The sequence below is a fragment of the Luteimonas sp. 22616 genome (assembly GCF_052044325.1).
Classification (GTDB): Bacteria; Pseudomonadota; Gammaproteobacteria; order Xanthomonadales; family Xanthomonadaceae; genus Luteimonas.
Window position 1 is genome coordinate 310,659 of the sequence record NZ_JBQEMW010000002.1, and the last position, 14,614, is coordinate 325,272.

Consider the following 14,614-nt stretch of genomic DNA (forward strand, 5'->3'; position numbering starts at 1 on the left):
CCGTCAACACCCGCGAACGCGACCAGACAGCGGGCCCGCAGGTCGGGCTTGCGTGCCCGACGCTCGCTAGGCCGGCATGAACTGCAGCCCGGCCGCCGGCTGCAGCCACGGCATCAGCCAGTGGTCGAGCAGCAGGAACGCGAACAGCGCCATCAGGTACACCACCGAGTAGTTGAACACGCGCATGGCGAAGAATTCGTCCGGCGGATCCATCAGCTTCCACGCGTACCAGAGGAACATCACCCCGAGCACGATCGCGCCACCGAGGTAGAACCAGCCGCTCATGCCGGCGATCGCCGGCAGCATCGTCACCACGAACAGCAGCACGGTGTAGAGCAGGATCTGCCAGCGCGTGTACTCGACGCCGTGGGTCACCGGCAGCATCGGCACCAGCGCGCGTGCGTAGTCGGCGCGGCGAAAGATCGCCAGCGCCCAGAAGTGCGGCGGCGTCCATACGAACACGATCAGCACCAGCAGCCAGGCATAGGCCCAGTCCCACGGGCCCTGCATGTTGGTGACCGCCGCCCAGCCCAGCAGCGGCGGCGCGGCGCCGGCGATGCCGCCGATGACGATGTTCTGCGGCGTCGCGCGCTTGAGGAAGCCGGTGTAGACGATCGCGTAGCCGATCAGCGAGGCGAAGGTCAGCGCCGCGGTCAGCGGGTTGACCAGCGCGATCAGGATCGTCATCGACGCCGCGCCCAGGAACACCGCGAACGCCAGCACCTGCGCCGGCTGCAGCGTGCCGGTGGCCAGCGGCCGGTTGGCGGTGCGCACCATCACCTTGTCGATGCGCTGGTCGATCAGGTGGTTGATCGCCGCGGCCGATGCCGCCGCCAGCCAGATGCCGAGCAGGCCGAACACCGTTTCGCGCAGCGGCGGCAGGCCGGGCCGGGCGAGGAACATGCCCACCAGCGCGGTGAACACGATCAGCGACACCACGCGCGGCTTGGTCAACTCCCAGTACTGGCCGGCAATGCCCTTCTTCATCAGTCGGCCACCCGCAACCGCGCCAGCAGCGACACCAGCACGAACAGCAGCAGCACCGCGCCGGCGTTGTGCGCCACCGCCACGTCCAGCGGCAGCGACAGCTTGACGTTGGCGATGCCCAGCGCGACCTGGGTGCAGGCCAGCAGGGCAAGCAGCACCGCCCAGCCGCGCAGGCCGGGCGTACGCAGCAACCGCAACGCCAGCGCGACCAGCGCGGTGAACGCGACCACCGCCATCATCCGGTGCGCCAGCTGGATCGCGATGCGCGAGGCGCCGTCGAGCACGCCGCCCTCGTAGTCCACCCCGATCCCGCGCCAGAGCACGAAACCCTCGCGGAAATCGTGCGGCGGCCACCACTGGCCCACGCATTTCGGGAAATCGTTGGCGCAGGCGAGCGCGGCATAGTTGGCGCTGGTCCAGCCGCCGAGCGCGATCTGCACCGCCAGCAACGCCAGCACCACGATCACCCAGCGCCGTAGCGCCAGCGCGTCGGCCAGCCGGATCGGCGAATGCGTCGCCCGCCACGCCATCCACACCAGCAGCGCGAACGTGGCCAGGCCACCGAGCAGGTGCCCCATCACCACGATCGGCTTGAGCAGCCAGGTCACCGTCCACATCCCCAGCAGCGCCTGGAAGATGATCACCGCCAGGGTCAGCGCGGCGGTGCGCGACAGGTCGATGTTCGACCAGCGCAACGCGGCGAACAGCAGGATCGCCTCGCCGGCGATCGCCAGCGCCGAGGCCGCGACGTGCATGCCGCGCATGTACAGCGGGATGGCCAGCGCAACCAGCACCGCGGCCGCGGCCACCTGCAACACGCCATGCGGGCGCCGGCGCGCCGCCAACAGTGCCAGCACCAGCACCAGCACGCCGAGGGCGCCGGCGATCATGCGGTGCAGCTGCTCGCGCCAGGCCTTGTGGACCTCGACCGGGCGGATCGCGGTGGCGGCGTGGTCGGCGAGGCCCTGGCTGGCGGCGGTGGGCCACGAGGCGCGGCCGTAGCAGGTCGGCCAGTCGGGACAGCTCAACCCGGCGTTGGACAGGCGCACGAACGCGCCGAACACGATCACGCCCAGCGCCAGCGCGACGGCCAGCCAGGCGATGCGGTGGAAGTGGCGGTACACCGTCGGCTTGGCATGGCCGATCGCGGTACCCGGGGACTTTGCCTCTGCGTTCATGCGCAAGCCATCACATCAGTCTCAGCAGCTTCGCCACGTCCGCGCGCAGTCCACCCGGGTCGAAGCCCGGAGCGTAACGCAGAATGACGAAGCCGTTCGGATCGACCACGTAGACCGGCACGCCGGCGGGATCGTCGACCCGCGGCAGCTTCGTGCGCAGCGCCGGATCCGCGCGCAGCACGCGCGTGGCCGCGTTGCGCGTCGCATCGGCCGGCGGCGCGCCGAGCCAGAGGATGTCGAGTTCGTCGGCCTTGTTGCCGAACAGGCGCCAGACCAGGTCCAGTTCGCGGGCCAGTTCACGGCACGGATCGCCGCAGTCGGCCGGCGGCGCGACCAGCACGCGCCAGCGGCGCTCCTGCGGCTTCCAGGCGTACTCGCCGCCCGCCTCGAGTTGCGGGGCGAAGTCGCGCAGGTCGGTCGGCGGCTGCAGCAGCTCGCCATTGTTCTTCATCCCGGAAGGCTGCCAGCCGGAGAAGCGCAGCGCGCCGGCGATCAGCATGCCGCCGAGGAAGATCGCGATGACCGCGAAGAACGTCAGCCGGTTGCGCTTGTTGCGGGTCTCGTCGTTGTTCATGGCGTGGCCTTGTCCGGTTTGCGTTTGCGGAGGGTGAGCAGCAGCGCGATCACCAGCACCGCCGCGGCCAGCGCGAACCACTGCACCGCGTAGCCCAGGTGGCGTTCGGGTGGCAGCGTGTTCGGCAGTACATCGAGGTCGCGCGCATAGCCCAGCGGTGCGGCGGGGTCGAGCTTCAGCACCCGCGGCGCCAGCTCCGGCTGCCGCAGCTGGTCGCGCAGGCCGGCCGCATCGAGCCCGGTGGTCAGCACCTGCCCGCCCGGCTGCGGCGCGGCCACCGCGGCGAGGATGCCGTGCGAAGGCGGTGGCGCCAGCAGGCCGGCGAGGCGCAGCTCGCCTGCCGGGCGCGGCACGTCCGGCAACTGGCGGTCGCCGGGCAGCGGCAACCAGCCCAACTCCACCAGCAGCGGCGCGGCGCCGGGCGCCGACGGCTGGAACACCCGGTAGACGCGCACGCCGGGGCGGTCGTCGCGCTGCTGGTTGTCGAGCAGCACCGCCGGTGCGTCGGCGAAGCGGCCGGTACCCGTGGCCCAGTCGTAGTCGCGCTTGCGCGTGGCATCGGCGGCAGTCGCCAGCGGGTGCGGCGTGCGCTGGTCCAGTGCCTGCTGCACGGCGTCGAGCATCGCCTGCTTCTGGTGCATGCGCCCGAGTTGCCAGACGCCGAGCGAACACAGCCCGGCGGCCACCAGCAGCGCCAGCAGCCACCAGCCGGCAATGTTGCGCATCGTACTCACGCGAGTCGCCCCCGCGCCTGCGATAATCCGCTCATGCGCCCGCCGCGCCGGACCCGGAGACCGACATGAACGATTCGCTGAAAACACTGCTGATCGTTGCCTTCCTGCTGGTCATTTTGTGGAACCTCGGCGCGGGCCTGTATTACATGCTGGTCGACAAGGGGCAGACCAAGCGCACCGTGAACGCGCTGACCAGGCGTATCGCGCTGTCGGTCGCCTTGATCCTGCTGGTGATCCTGGCGATCTGGATGGGCTGGATCACGCCGCACGGCATCCAGGGCTGAGACGCGCCGCCGGTCCGATCCGGCGCTTTCTTCTCGCGAGCAGCTTTTCTCCTTCCCCCTCAAGGGAAGACCGGCCCGGCATTTCTCCTTCCCCTTCAAGGGGAAGGCCGGGATGGGGTTTGCCCGGCGTCCTGGCAACCCATCCCCTTTCCCTCCTCTCGAAGGGGAGGGAAACCGAAACGCGGCTGCTCCGCGCGCGCCTTACAGCACGTAGACGAACAGGAACAAGCCCAGCCACACCACGTCGACGAAGTGCCAGTACCAGGCCACCGCCTCGAACGCGAAATGGTCGTCCTTGCTGAAGTGGCCCTTGGCGCAGCGCAGCCAGATGATCGCCAGCATGATCGTGCCGAGGGTCACGTGCGCGCCGTGGAAGCCGGTCAGCATGAAGAACGTCGAGCCGTAGATGCCCGAACCCAGGGTCAGGTTCAGCTCCGAATAGGCATGCATGTATTCCTCGACCTGGAAGAACAGGAACGTGCAGCCCAGCAGCACGGTCAGGCCGAGGAACACCAGCAACTGCTTGCGATGGCCGGCCTTGAGCGCGTGGTGCGCGATGGTGACCGTGACGCCCGAGGTCAGCAGGATCAGGGTGTTGAGCAGCGGCAGGCCCCAGGCCGGGATGGTCTGGAACTGGCCACCGACCTGGCCGGGACCGCTGCTCGGCCAGGCGGCACTGAAGCCGTCCCACAGCAGCGCGTTGGTCATCACGCCGTCGCCGGCGCCGCCCAGCCACGGCAGCGCGAACTGGCGGGCGTAGAACAGCGCGCCGAAGAACGCGCCGAAGAACATCACCTCGGAGAAGATGAACCACACCATCCCCATCCGGAACGAACCGTCTACCTGCTTGTTGTAGAAGCCGGAGACCGATTCGAGGATCACGTCGGCGAACCACTTGAACAGGATCGCGATCAAGCCGGCGATGCCGACGAAGAACATCGTCTTGCCGTAGCTGGCCTCGTTGAACCAGCTGGCCAGCCCGTACATCGAGACGAACAGGAACACCGACGCGAACACCGGCCAGCGGCTGCTGTGCGGCACGAAGTAGGCGTTGGGATCGTGGGTGTGGGCTTGGGCCATGGTGGTCTTCCGTTGGAACCAGTGGTGTCGGTATCAGGGTGCCGCGCGCGAGCCGACGGCCGAACCCGCCGGCGCCTCGAGTTGCGCGGTCAACTCGTTGTTCTTGAAGAACGTGTAGGACAGGGTGATGGTCTTGATGTTGTCCGGCAGGTCGGGCGCGACGATGAAGCGCACCGGCATGTCGCGCGCCTCGCCCGCCGCCAGCGTCTGCGCGGTGAAGCAGAAGCATTCGGTCTTGCTGAAATAGCCCGACGCGCGGGCCGGCGCGATCGAGGGCACCGCGTTGCCGACGATGGCGCGCGCGCCGTCGTTGCGGGCATAGAACGTGGTGTCGTACTGCTGCCCGGGGCGCACCTTCATCGTCGCCTGCTCGGGATGGAACGACCACGGCAGCTTCGAGTTCACGCCGCCATCGAACTGCACCGTGATGACGCGGTCGGACTTGCGCGCCTCGAGGGCGGCGGCGCGATCACCACCGATGGCCCCCTGCTCCACGCGGATGCCGAACACCTTCTCGCAGGCGATGCGGTACATCGGCACCAGCGAGAAGGTGAAGGCGAACGCGGCGATCGCCACGCCCACCATCTTGACCGTACCGCGGCCGTTGCCCTTGCCGTTGCCTTTGCTCTTGTCGTCCGCCGCGCTCACGTCGCCAGCACCCCGCTGAGGATGAAGCCGATATAGATCACCGCGGCGATCGCCGCCACCACCAGCGCGGTGCGACGCACGCCGCCGCGGCGCGCGTTGTCGTCACTGCGGTGGTCGGGGGACGTCATGGCCAGGTCGCTCGTCACGTCGCTCAGTGGGTGATGTCGCCGTGCGCCAGGTCGCCGTCGCGGATCACCGGCGGCGTGGTGAACGTGTGGTGCGGCGCCGGCGACGGCACCGTCCATTCCAGGCCCTTGGCAGCTTCCCAGACGCGATCGGTGGCCTTGGCACCACTGCGCTTGGAGCTCCACAGGATCGCGAACATCAGGAACGGCGTGATGAACATGCCGAACGCACCGATCGAGCTGACCAGGTTCCAGTCGGCGAACACCACGTTGTAGTCGGGGATGCGGCGCGGCATGCCGGCCAGGCCCAGGAAGTGCTGCGGGAAGAACAGCAGGTTGACGAACACCAGCGTCCACCAGAAGTGGAACTTGCCCCAGAACTCGTTGTACATGCGGCCGGTCCACTTCGGCCACCAGAAGTAGATCGCGGCGATGATCGCGAACAGCGCGCCGGTGACCAGCACGTAGTGGAAGTGCGCGACCACGAAGTAGGTGTCGTGGTACTGGAAGTCGGCCGGCACGATCGCCAGCATCAGGCCGGAGAAGCCGCCGATCGCGAACAGCACCACGAACGCCAGCGACCACAGCATCGGCGTCTCGAACGTCAGCGAGCCCTTCCACATCGTGCTGACCCAGTTGAAGATCTTCACGCCGGTCGGCACCGAGATCAGCATGGTCGCGAACATGAAGTAGATCTCGCCGCCCAGCGGCATGCCCACGGCGAACATGTGGTGGGCCCAGACGATGAAGCTCAGGAACGCGATCGAAGCCAGCGCGTAGACCATCGCCTGGTAGCCGAACAGCGGCTTGCGCGAGAACGTCGGGATGATCTCGCTGACGATGCCGAACGCCGGCAGGATCATGATGTAGACCTCGGGGTGCCCGAAGAACCAGAAGATGTGCTGGTACATCACCGGGTCGCCGCCGCCGGCCGCGTTGAAGAAGCTGGTGCCGAAGAACTTGTCGGTGAGCAGCATCGTCACCGCGCCGGCGAGCACCGGCATCACCGCGATCAGCAGGAACGCGGTGATCAGCCAGCTCCAGGTGAACAGCGGCATCTTCAGCAGGTCCATGCCCGGCGCGCGCATGTTCAGCACGGTGGCGATGATGTTGATCGCGCCCATGATCGAGCTGATGCCCATCATGTGCACCGCGAAGATGGTGAACGCGACGTTGGCGCCGCCCTGCAGCATCAGCGGCGGGTACATGGTCCAGCCGCCGGCGGGTGCGCCGCCCGGCAGGAACAGCGTGCCCAGCAGCATGATGAAGGCGAACGGCAGGATCCAGAACGACCAGTTGTTCATGCGCGGCAGCGCCATGTCCGGCGCGCCGATCTGCAGCGGGATCATCCAGTTACCGAGGCCGACGAAGGCCGGCATGATCGCGCCGAAGATCATCACCAGCGCATGCATGGTGGTCATCTGGTTGAAGAATTCGGGATCGACCAGCTGCAGGCCCGGGATCGTCAGCTCGCTGCGGATCACCACCGAGAACGCGGCGCCCACGATCACCATCAGGAAGCTGAAGAGCAGGTACAGCGTGCCGATGTCCTTGTGGTTGGTCGAGAAGAACCAACGGTCGACGAAGCTCTGCTTGTGGCCGTGGTCGTCGTGGGCCTGGGAGCCTGCGGCTGCGGGATACGTGGACATGTGCTGCCTACCTCGGGTGTGCTTGTCTGTCAGCGTGTGGTTACGGCGGGCGTGCGGCCGATCAGCCTGCCGGGACGACGGCGGGCTGCGGGGTCACCTGCGCGGTGGCAGGTACGGCTTCGGTCTGTTCGGGCGCCGGGACGGCATCGGCCGGGGCGGCCGCGGGCGCGGCGGCCGGAGCCGGGGCGTTGCCCGCCTTCTGCGCCGCCAGCCACTGGCGAAACTCGGCCTTCGACACGGCCTTGACCACGATCGGCATGAAGCCGTGGTCCTTGCCGCACAGCTCGGCGCACTGGCCGCGGTAGAGGCCGGGCTTCTGGATGTCGGCCCAGGCCTCATTGACGATGCCGGGGATCGCATCCTGCTTCCAGCCCAGCGCCGGCACCCACCAGGAGTGGATGACGTCGTCGGCGGTGATCACGAAGCGGACCTTGGTGTCGACCGGCAGCACCAGCACGTTGTCGACATCGAGCAGGTAGTGCGGGGACTGTTCGAGGGTCGGGCGCTCACCGCTCTGGCGGATGCGGTCGCTCTCGCGGTCGAGGCGGCTGGTGAAGGCCACGTCCTCGCCCAGGTACTCGTACTTCCACATCCACTGGAAGCCGGTGACCTTGACCGTCAGCTCCGAATCGCGGGTGTCGTACATCGCGATCAGCTTGGTCGTGGCCGGCCAGGACATCCCGATCAGCAGCAGCACCGGGATGATCGTCCAGATCACCTCGGCGGTGGTGTTGTGGGTGAACGTGGCGGCCACCGCGCCCTTGGACTTGCGGAAGGCGAAGATCGCATAGGCCATGGCTGCGAATACCACCACGCCGATGCCGACACAGATCCACAGCGCCATCATGTGCGCGTCGTAGGCGTGGTTGGACAGCGTGGTCACGCCTCGGCCCATGTTGAGCTGCCATTCCACCGGGTCGGCGGACTGCGCGGACGCGCTGGCGGACAACCCGAGCAGGCCCAGGCCCGCCCCGTATCGGAGCATGGCCCACCGCTTGGTGCGCATTTGTTTCAGCTGACCGGCTTGCATCACATCGAACCCCGAATGCCTCGTTGGCGTCATGGCTGGCGAGTACGCGACCAGTCCCGCACGCGACCCGGGAAAGGGCCAGTAAACGTGCGCAGGAACGGTGGCGAGCTGCGGATAACCTCCAAATGGTAGCTGCGACCGACGTTTGCGGGCAAGCAACGGCGCCCGCGCGGCGCCGGTCCATGCGCCCGCCCGGCTGTTCGCGCACGCGTGCAAGGCCTAGAATCGCCGGCCTTACGTGCCCGGGTGCCCCGTGACCGCCATCCTGTCTCCAGAACTTCCGCCGCCAGCGGCTCCGCTGCGCGCGGCCATCACCGCGGCCTGGAGCCGCGATGAAACTGAACATGTGCGCGAAATGCTGGCGCAGGCGCACCAGCCCCATCCCGATTGGGGCGACGCCGACCGGGCGGCGATCCAGGCCACCGCCGCCGACCTGGTGCGCCGGGTCCGCGCCCGCGTCGCCGACCAGGGCGCGATCGAGGCCTTCATGCGCCAGTACGACCTGGGCAGCGAGGAAGGCGTGCTGCTGATGTGCGTGGCCGAGGCGCTGCTGCGCATTCCGGACCAGGGCACGGCCGACCGCCTGATCCGCGACAAGCTCGGCGAGGCCGACTGGAAGCGCCACATGGGTCAGTCCGACTCGGTGCTGGTCAACGCCTCCACCTGGGGCCTGATGCTGACCGGGCACCTGGTGGACCTGGCCGACGACACCCGGCGCGACGTCCACAACGCCTTCAAAAGGCTGGTCGGGCGCGTCGGCGAGCCGGTGATCCGGCTGGCCGTGCGCCAGGCGATGCGGATCATGGGCCACCAGTTCGTGATGGGCCGGACCATCGCCGAGGCGCTGGCGCGGTCGCGCAAGGGCGCCAACGCCGCCTACCGCTATTCGTACGACATGCTCGGCGAAGCCGCGCTGACCCAGCACGACGCCGACCGCTACCTCGAGGCCTACCGCAGCGCGATCGACGCGATTGGCGGCAGTGGCCGCTTCGAGGACGAGATCACGGCGCCGTCAATCTCGGTCAAGCTGTCCGCATTGCATCCGCGCTACGAGCACGCCAAGCGCGAGCGGGTGCTGGCCGAACTCGCCCCGCGGCTGCTCGAACTCGCCCAGCGCGCAAAGCAGTACCGCATCGGCATGACCATCGACGCCGAGGAGGCCGACCGGCTGGAGCTGTCGCTGGACGTGATCGAGGCGGCGTGGTCCGACCCGTCGCTGGCCGGCTGGGACGGCTTCGGCATCGTCGTGCAGGCCTACCAGAAGCGGGCGCCGCTGGTGATCGACTGGATCGCCGACCTCGCCCGCCGCCACGGCCGCCGGATCCCGGTGCGCCTGGTCAAGGGCGCCTACTGGGACAGCGAGGTCAAGCGCGCCCAGGTCGACGGCGTGGGCGGCTACCCGGTGTTCACCCGCAAGCCCAACACGGATGTGTCCTACCAGGCCAACGCGCGCCGCCTGCTCGAGGCCACCGACGCGATCTACCCGATGTTCGCCACCCACAACGCGCAGACCATCGCCGCGATCCATCGCCTGGCGCAGTCCGTGCTCGGCGGCGCGCGCGACGGCGACCGGTTCCGCTACGAGTTCCAGAAGCTGCACGGCATGGGCGACGACCTGTATGCCGAAGTGATCCCGGCCGACCGCCTCGACGTGCCCTGCCGCGTCTACGCGCCGGTCGGCTCGCACGAGGACCTGTTGCCGTATCTGGTGCGCCGGCTGCTGGAGAATGGCGCCAACTCCAGCTTCGTCAACCGCATCACCGACGAAGACGTGGCCATCGACGACCTGGTCCGCGACCCGGTCGAGACCGTGGCCGCATTCGACGGGATCCCGCATCCACGCATTCCGCTGCCGGCCGACCTGTACCGCAGCCACGCTGCGGGACCACATGCTGAAAGGAAGAATTCCATGGGCGTCAACCTCGCCAACGACGATCAGCTGCGCGCACTGGCCGAACAGGTCAACGCCGCCGCCACCGGCCCCTGGCGCGCCACGCCGCTGGTGCCCGGCGCCAACCTCACCGGCCCCGACATCGCCGTGACCAACCCCGCCGACCGGCGTCAGACGGTTGGCCAGTGGCAGGCCGCCGACGCGGCAACCGTGGACCAGGCGCTGGCCAACGCCGTTGCCGCGCAGCCGGCCTGGGACCAGACTCCCGCCGCCTCGCGCGCCGCGATCCTCGAGCACGCCGCCGACCTGCTCGAGCAGCGCATGCCGCAGTACATCGCGCTGTGCACCCGGGAAGCCGGCAAGACCATCCCCGACGGCGTCGCCGAAGTGCGCGAGGCGGTCGATTTCCTGCGCTACTACGCCGGACAGGCACGGCAGCAGTTCACCGTCGACGCCCTGCCGGGGCCGACCGGCGAATCCAACACCCTGCAGCTCGCCGGTCGCGGCGTGTTCGTCTGCATCAGCCCGTGGAACTTCCCCCTGGCGATCTTCTGCGGCCAGATCGCGGCCGCGCTCGCCGCCGGCAACGCGGTGATCGCCAAGCCCGCCGAGCAGACCAACCTCGTCGGCTACTACGCGGTCAAGCTGCTGCACGAGGCCGGAGTGCCGGAAGCGGTGTTGCAGTTCGCGCCCGGCGACGGCGCCACCGTCGGCGCCGCGCTGACCGCCGACCCGCGCGTGGCCGGCGTTGCCTTCACCGGTTCCACCGACACCGCGCGCGCGATCAACCGCGCACTGGCCGGGCGCGACGCCGCGATCGGCGTGCTGATCGCCGAGACCGGCGGCCAGAACGCACTGATCGCCGACTCGTCGGCATTGCCGGAGCAACTGGTCAAGGACGCGCTGGCTTCGGCCTTCACCTCCGCCGGCCAGCGCTGCTCGGCCGCGCGCGTGCTGTTCGTGCAGGACGACATCGCCGACAAGGTCATCGGCATGCTCGCCGGCGCGATGGCCGAACTGACCGTCGGCGACCCCGGCCTGCTGTCGACCGACGTCGGCCCGGTGATCGACACCGACGCGCTGAAGCTGCTTGAGGACCACGCGGCGAAGATGGCCGGCGTCGCCAAGCCGATCGCCACGGCAGCCATGCCCGGCGACGGCGGGGACGACAACATCTCGCACGGCACCTTCTTCGCCCCGCGCGCGTGGGAACTGCAATCGCTGTCACAGCTGACCCGCGAGAACTTCGGCCCGGCGCTGCACGTGATCCGCTGGAAGGCCGACGACCTCGACCAGGTCATCGACGCGATCAATGCCACCGGCTATGGCCTGACCCTGGGCATCCACTCGCGCATCGACGAGACCATCGAACGCATCGTCGCGCGCGCCAACGTCGGCAATGTCTATGTCAACCGCAACCAGATCGGCGCGGTGGTCGGCGTGCAGCCGTTCGGCGGCCAGAAGCTGTCGGGCACCGGCCCCAAGGCCGGCGGCCCGCACTACCTGCCGCGCTTCGCCACCGAGAAGACCGTCTCGATCAACACCACCGCCGCCGGCGGCAACGCCTCCCTGCTGACGTTGGGCGAGTAGGCGCTGCTTGCGCGGCACTGCCGCGCGCGCATGCGAACGCCCGCTGCGCTGCAGCGGGTCGGACGGATCGAGGCCCGGGTGTGCGCCATGGACGGCAGCCGCAAAGACTCCCGCGACCTGCGGCGAGCCACAAAAAACCCCGCCGAAGCGGGGTTTTTCGTGATGCCTGAAGCGTGGATCAGAAGCGGTACTGCGCCGAGATGCCGTAGTTGTCGGCGCCGCCGTCGTACTCGCCGCTGATGTACGAACCACTCGACGAGGCGATGCCCACCACCGGGGTATCGACCAGCTGGATGCGCGAGTAGCTGGCGGTGATGTCGAAGTTGTCGCTCGCCGCCCAGGTGGCGCCGATCGAGTACCACTGACGGTCCTGGTCGGGCATGCGCGGGGTGCGGTGCGGCAGGCTGAGCGGCGAGTCGTCGCGGGCGATACCACCACGCAGCGTCCAGCGCTCGTTCAACTTGTACTCGGCGCCGATCGAGTAGAACCAGCTGTCCTTCCAGCTGTAATCCTCGGCCGCGTCGGGCTGCATCGGGTTGTCGAACTCGATGCGGATCTCCTCCAGCGAGTCCCAGCCGGCCAGGGTGGCTTCGGCCATCAGCGACAGCTTCTCGTTGACGTCCCAGGTGGCACTGAAGGTATCGGTGCTGGGCAGGGTCAGCTTGGCGCCCGCGCCGGTATCGACATAGGCACCGGTGCTGGTGACGAACGCGGCCGTGCCCGGCACGCTGAAGTCGGCGGTGCCGCGGACCTCATGGTCGACTTCGGAGCGGTGCGAATAACCGAACGACAGGCTGTCGGTCGGACGCCAGTTGAAGCCGAGGATCCAGCCGAAGCTGTTGTCCGTGCCGTTCACCGAGACCTTGCCGTCCTGCTTCTGCGGGCCGTACGGGCCGGTCACCGGGTTGGGCATGAAGCACAGCGGCTGGGTCTGCGGATTGGCGCAGATGCCGGTGCCGAAGTCGATGGCGTTCGACAGGGTCACGTCGGAGTGCTCGTAGATCAACCCGGCGCCGACCGAGAAGCGATCGCTCAGGTCGAGCGACGCGGCCAGGGTCAGGTCGATGATCTTCACGTCCGACTTGATCGCGTGGTAGCGGCCGACCCAGTCCTCGTCATATTCGGTCTTCAGGCCGAACGGCGCGCTGATCATGGCGCCGACGGTGACGTATTCGAACTGGCCGCTCAGCGGCGCGATGAAGGACATCGCCGGGACGGCGTTCAGGCCACCGGCGTCGCCGCCGTTGCCGCCGGTCAGCGGCTGCGCGAGCGGCGAACCGGCCGCGGCGTTGCCGCCGCCCTTGAACTTGAACGACAGGTCGATCACGGTCATGTCGGCCTGGAAGGTGTTCTTGTCGAAGGTCGACATGACCGCCGGGTTGTTGGCGACCACCGAAGCGTCGCCCTTGGCGGATGCGGCGCCGGCCATCGAGCGGCCCTGGGCCTTGACGCTGTTTTCCTTCAGCAGGAAGGCAGCGGCGTGGGCCTGGCTGAAAGCCATGGCGCCGGCGATGCCGAGCGCAAGGGCGGAAATCTGGATGAGGCGGGGATGGGTCTGCATTGCTGGGTCTCTCTCCGTAGACAGGTTTCGGGTACGCCGCGTGGCATGGGCGATGTCTCCCGCCCTGGCCAGCCCTGCCGGAAGCCCCCTCCCGACCGACGACGCGGACGCACTATACCGTGGCGTGTGGACGGGTGCGCAAGCGTCCACGTCAAGTGTGGCGCACTCCGGCCAACCGGGTATCTTGGCCCCGGCTGCCGCCACGGAACCCGCAGATGTTCGTCTCCATCCCCACCCGCCAGCGCCACCAGCTGCGCTGGGCCACGCCGACCCTGGTGGCCGTGCTGTGGCTGGCGTTCCTGTGGGCCAGCACCCGCCCGGGCGGGCAGCAACGGGCGCTGCTGCTCGAATGGGCAGCGCTCAGCGGCGGCCAGCTGCCGGAGGACATCCTGCGGTCCTGGGCGGACGGCGAGCACTGGCTGCGCCTGCTCACCGCGCTGTTCCTGCACGCCGACTGGGCCCATCTGCTGGGCAACCTGGTGTTCCTGCTGATCTTCGGCCTGCCGGCCGAACGGGTGATGGGGCCGTGGCGGTTCCTGCTGCTGTTTCTGGTCGGCGGCTGCCTCGCGAACTTCGTCGCGGTGCTGGCGATCGGCACGCCCGACCGCCTGATCATCGGCGCCAGCGGCGCGGTCTCGGCGGTGATCGGCGCGTACCTGGCGCTGTTCCCGAACGCGCGCCTGGGCGTGGTGCTGCCGCTGGGGCTGTTCCTGGAATTCGTGCGCGCGCCGGCCTCGCTGCTGATCGGGATCTGGGCGCTGCTGCAAGTGGTGTTCGCCTACATCGGCCCGGCCTTCGGCGCGGTGGCCTGGGCGGCGCACATCTCCGGCTTCGTATTCGGGATCGTGTTCGCCCTGCTGGCGCGCCGGGGCATCGCGCGGCGGCTGCGGAAGATGAAAGGGTATTGATCGAGGGGCCTTACAATCCGGCCATGTCAAAACGTCTCTACAAGATCGTCTTCCACAACCACGGCAAGGTCTACGAGCTGTACGCGCGGCACGTGGCGGCGAGTGACATCTGGGGCTTCACCGAGATCGGCGAACTGGTGTTCAACGTGCACGGCGGCGTGGTGGTGGATCCCACCGAAGAACGGCTGCAGGCGGAATTCGGCAACACCCGCGTGCTGCACCTGCCGATGCAGAGCATCGTGCGCATCGAGGAAGTCGAGAAGAAAGGGCAGTCGGCGATCCGCGACGCCGAATCCGGCGAACGCGTGGTGACGCCGTTCCCGCTGCCGGCCAAGCCGCGCTGAGGCCGGCGTTTGTCATGCTCGCCGTGATTCG

Annotated in this window: 14 protein-coding genes; 4 read left to right on the top strand and 10 right to left on the bottom strand. The window is 68.6% G+C overall.

Annotated features, from left to right (window positions below; genetic code table 11):
* Positions 1-66 precede the first annotated feature (66 nt).
* The 4 genes from cyoE to ACTJIL_RS13790 are packed head-to-tail and all read right to left on the bottom strand — an operon-like array spanning position 67 to position 3,464.
* The gene (cyoE, locus tag ACTJIL_RS13775) at positions 67-987 is read right to left on the bottom strand and encodes a heme o synthase (RefSeq protein WP_440756188.1); all 921 of its coding nucleotides are present in this window, start codon (positions 985-987) and stop codon (positions 67-69) included.
* Positions 987-2,165: a COX15/CtaA family protein gene (locus tag ACTJIL_RS13780; RefSeq protein ID WP_440756189.1), complete on the bottom strand. Its 1,179-nt coding sequence runs from the start codon at positions 2,163-2,165 to the stop codon at positions 987-989. The genes cyoE and ACTJIL_RS13780 overlap by 1 nt, the downstream gene beginning before the upstream one ends.
* 10 nt (positions 2,166-2,175) lie before the next feature.
* Positions 2,176-2,739 (bottom strand): hypothetical protein, encoded by a 564-nt coding sequence (locus ACTJIL_RS13785; RefSeq protein WP_440756190.1) that lies wholly within the window; start codon positions 2,737-2,739, stop codon positions 2,176-2,178.
* Positions 2,736-3,464: an SURF1 family protein gene (locus ACTJIL_RS13790; RefSeq protein WP_440756191.1), complete on the bottom strand. Its 729-nt coding sequence runs from the start codon at positions 3,462-3,464 to the stop codon at positions 2,736-2,738. Before ACTJIL_RS13790 ends, ACTJIL_RS13785 begins: the two co-directional genes overlap by 4 nt.
* A gap of 74 nt (positions 3,465-3,538) precedes the next feature.
* Here ACTJIL_RS13790 and ACTJIL_RS13795 point away from each other — a divergent pair, with 74 nt between their 5' ends.
* Positions 3,539-3,757, top strand: a complete 219-nt coding sequence (locus ACTJIL_RS13795; RefSeq protein ID WP_440756192.1) for a twin transmembrane helix small protein — start codon at positions 3,539-3,541, stop codon at positions 3,755-3,757.
* Positions 3,758-3,958: 201 nt separating this feature from the next.
* Here the strand turns inward: ACTJIL_RS13795 and ACTJIL_RS13800 are convergent, their stop codons facing one another.
* The 5 genes from ACTJIL_RS13800 to coxB all read right to left on the bottom strand — a co-directional run bounded on the left by ACTJIL_RS13800 (position 3,959) and on the right by coxB (position 8,244).
* On the bottom strand, positions 3,959-4,837 hold the full coding sequence (locus ACTJIL_RS13800) for a cytochrome c oxidase subunit 3 (protein WP_440756193.1): 879 nt from the start codon (positions 4,835-4,837) through the stop codon (positions 3,959-3,961).
* A 33-nt stretch (positions 4,838-4,870) separates the two neighbouring features.
* Entirely contained in the window at positions 4,871-5,485 is a 615-nt protein-coding gene (locus tag ACTJIL_RS13805) for a cytochrome c oxidase assembly protein (protein ID WP_440756194.1), read from the bottom strand.
* A complete protein-coding gene (locus tag ACTJIL_RS13810; RefSeq protein WP_440756195.1) occupies positions 5,482-5,613 on the bottom strand; it encodes a hypothetical protein in 132 nt (43 codons plus the stop codon). Before ACTJIL_RS13810 ends, ACTJIL_RS13805 begins: the two co-directional genes overlap by 4 nt.
* 23 nt (positions 5,614-5,636) lie before the next feature.
* Positions 5,637-7,259, bottom strand: coding sequence for a cytochrome c oxidase subunit I (gene ctaD / locus ACTJIL_RS13815; RefSeq protein WP_440756196.1), 1,623 nt, complete (start codon positions 7,257-7,259; stop codon positions 5,637-5,639).
* 61 nt (positions 7,260-7,320) lie between these two features.
* Positions 7,321-8,244, bottom strand: a complete 924-nt coding sequence (gene coxB / locus ACTJIL_RS13820) for a cytochrome c oxidase subunit II (RefSeq protein ID WP_440756197.1) — start codon at positions 8,242-8,244, stop codon at positions 7,321-7,323.
* A gap of 283 nt (positions 8,245-8,527) precedes the next feature.
* Here coxB and putA point away from each other — a divergent pair, with 283 nt between their 5' ends.
* Positions 8,528-11,770 carry a bifunctional proline dehydrogenase/L-glutamate gamma-semialdehyde dehydrogenase PutA gene (putA, locus tag ACTJIL_RS13825; protein ID WP_440756198.1) on the top strand — a complete coding sequence of 1,081 codons (3,243 nt, stop codon included), beginning with the start codon at positions 8,528-8,530 and terminating at the stop codon, positions 11,768-11,770.
* A gap of 178 nt (positions 11,771-11,948) precedes the next feature.
* Here the strand turns inward: putA and ACTJIL_RS13830 are convergent, their stop codons facing one another.
* Complete coding sequence (locus tag ACTJIL_RS13830) at positions 11,949-13,331, bottom strand: OmpP1/FadL family transporter (RefSeq protein WP_440756199.1); 1,383 nt, start codon at positions 13,329-13,331, stop codon at positions 11,949-11,951.
* A gap of 215 nt (positions 13,332-13,546) precedes the next feature.
* Here ACTJIL_RS13830 and ACTJIL_RS13835 point away from each other — a divergent pair, with 215 nt between their 5' ends.
* On the top strand, positions 13,547-14,239 hold the full coding sequence (locus ACTJIL_RS13835) for a rhomboid family intramembrane serine protease (protein ID WP_440756200.1): 693 nt from the start codon (positions 13,547-13,549) through the stop codon (positions 14,237-14,239).
* A gap of 23 nt (positions 14,240-14,262) precedes the next feature.
* Positions 14,263-14,583, top strand: a complete 321-nt coding sequence (locus ACTJIL_RS13840; RefSeq protein WP_440756201.1) for a DUF1820 family protein — start codon at positions 14,263-14,265, stop codon at positions 14,581-14,583.
* The last annotated feature ends 31 nt before the right edge of the window (positions 14,584-14,614 follow it).

What these genes read in the sequence shown, in the direction of transcription:
- cyoE (WP_440756188.1), bottom strand. Translation starts at nt 987, where the DNA reads ATGAAGAAGGGCATTGCCGGCCAGTACTGGGAGTTGACCAAGCCGCGC.
- ACTJIL_RS13780 (WP_440756189.1), bottom strand. Translation starts at nt 2,165, where the DNA reads ATGAACGCAGAGGCAAAGTCCCCGGGTACCGCGATCGGCCATGCCAAG.
- ACTJIL_RS13785 (WP_440756190.1), bottom strand. Translation starts at nt 2,739, where the DNA reads ATGAACAACGACGAGACCCGCAACAAGCGCAACCGGCTGACGTTCTTC.
- ACTJIL_RS13790 (WP_440756191.1), bottom strand. Translation starts at nt 3,464, where the DNA reads ATGCGCAACATTGCCGGCTGGTGGCTGCTGGCGCTGCTGGTGGCCGCC.
- ACTJIL_RS13795 (WP_440756192.1), top strand. Translation starts at nt 3,539, where the DNA reads ATGAACGATTCGCTGAAAACACTGCTGATCGTTGCCTTCCTGCTGGTC.
- ACTJIL_RS13800 (WP_440756193.1), bottom strand. Translation starts at nt 4,837, where the DNA reads ATGGCCCAAGCCCACACCCACGATCCCAACGCCTACTTCGTGCCGCAC.
- ACTJIL_RS13810 (WP_440756195.1), bottom strand. Translation starts at nt 5,613, where the DNA reads ATGACGTCCCCCGACCACCGCAGTGACGACAACGCGCGCCGCGGCGGC.
- ctaD (WP_440756196.1), bottom strand. Translation starts at nt 7,259, where the DNA reads ATGTCCACGTATCCCGCAGCCGCAGGCTCCCAGGCCCACGACGACCAC.
- coxB (WP_440756197.1), bottom strand. Translation starts at nt 8,244, where the DNA reads ATGCTCCGATACGGGGCGGGCCTGGGCCTGCTCGGGTTGTCCGCCAGC.
- ACTJIL_RS13830 (WP_440756199.1), bottom strand. Translation starts at nt 13,331, where the DNA reads ATGCAGACCCATCCCCGCCTCATCCAGATTTCCGCCCTTGCGCTCGGC.
- ACTJIL_RS13835 (WP_440756200.1), top strand. Translation starts at nt 13,547, where the DNA reads ATGTTCGTCTCCATCCCCACCCGCCAGCGCCACCAGCTGCGCTGGGCC.
- ACTJIL_RS13840 (WP_440756201.1), top strand. Translation starts at nt 14,263, where the DNA reads ATGTCAAAACGTCTCTACAAGATCGTCTTCCACAACCACGGCAAGGTC.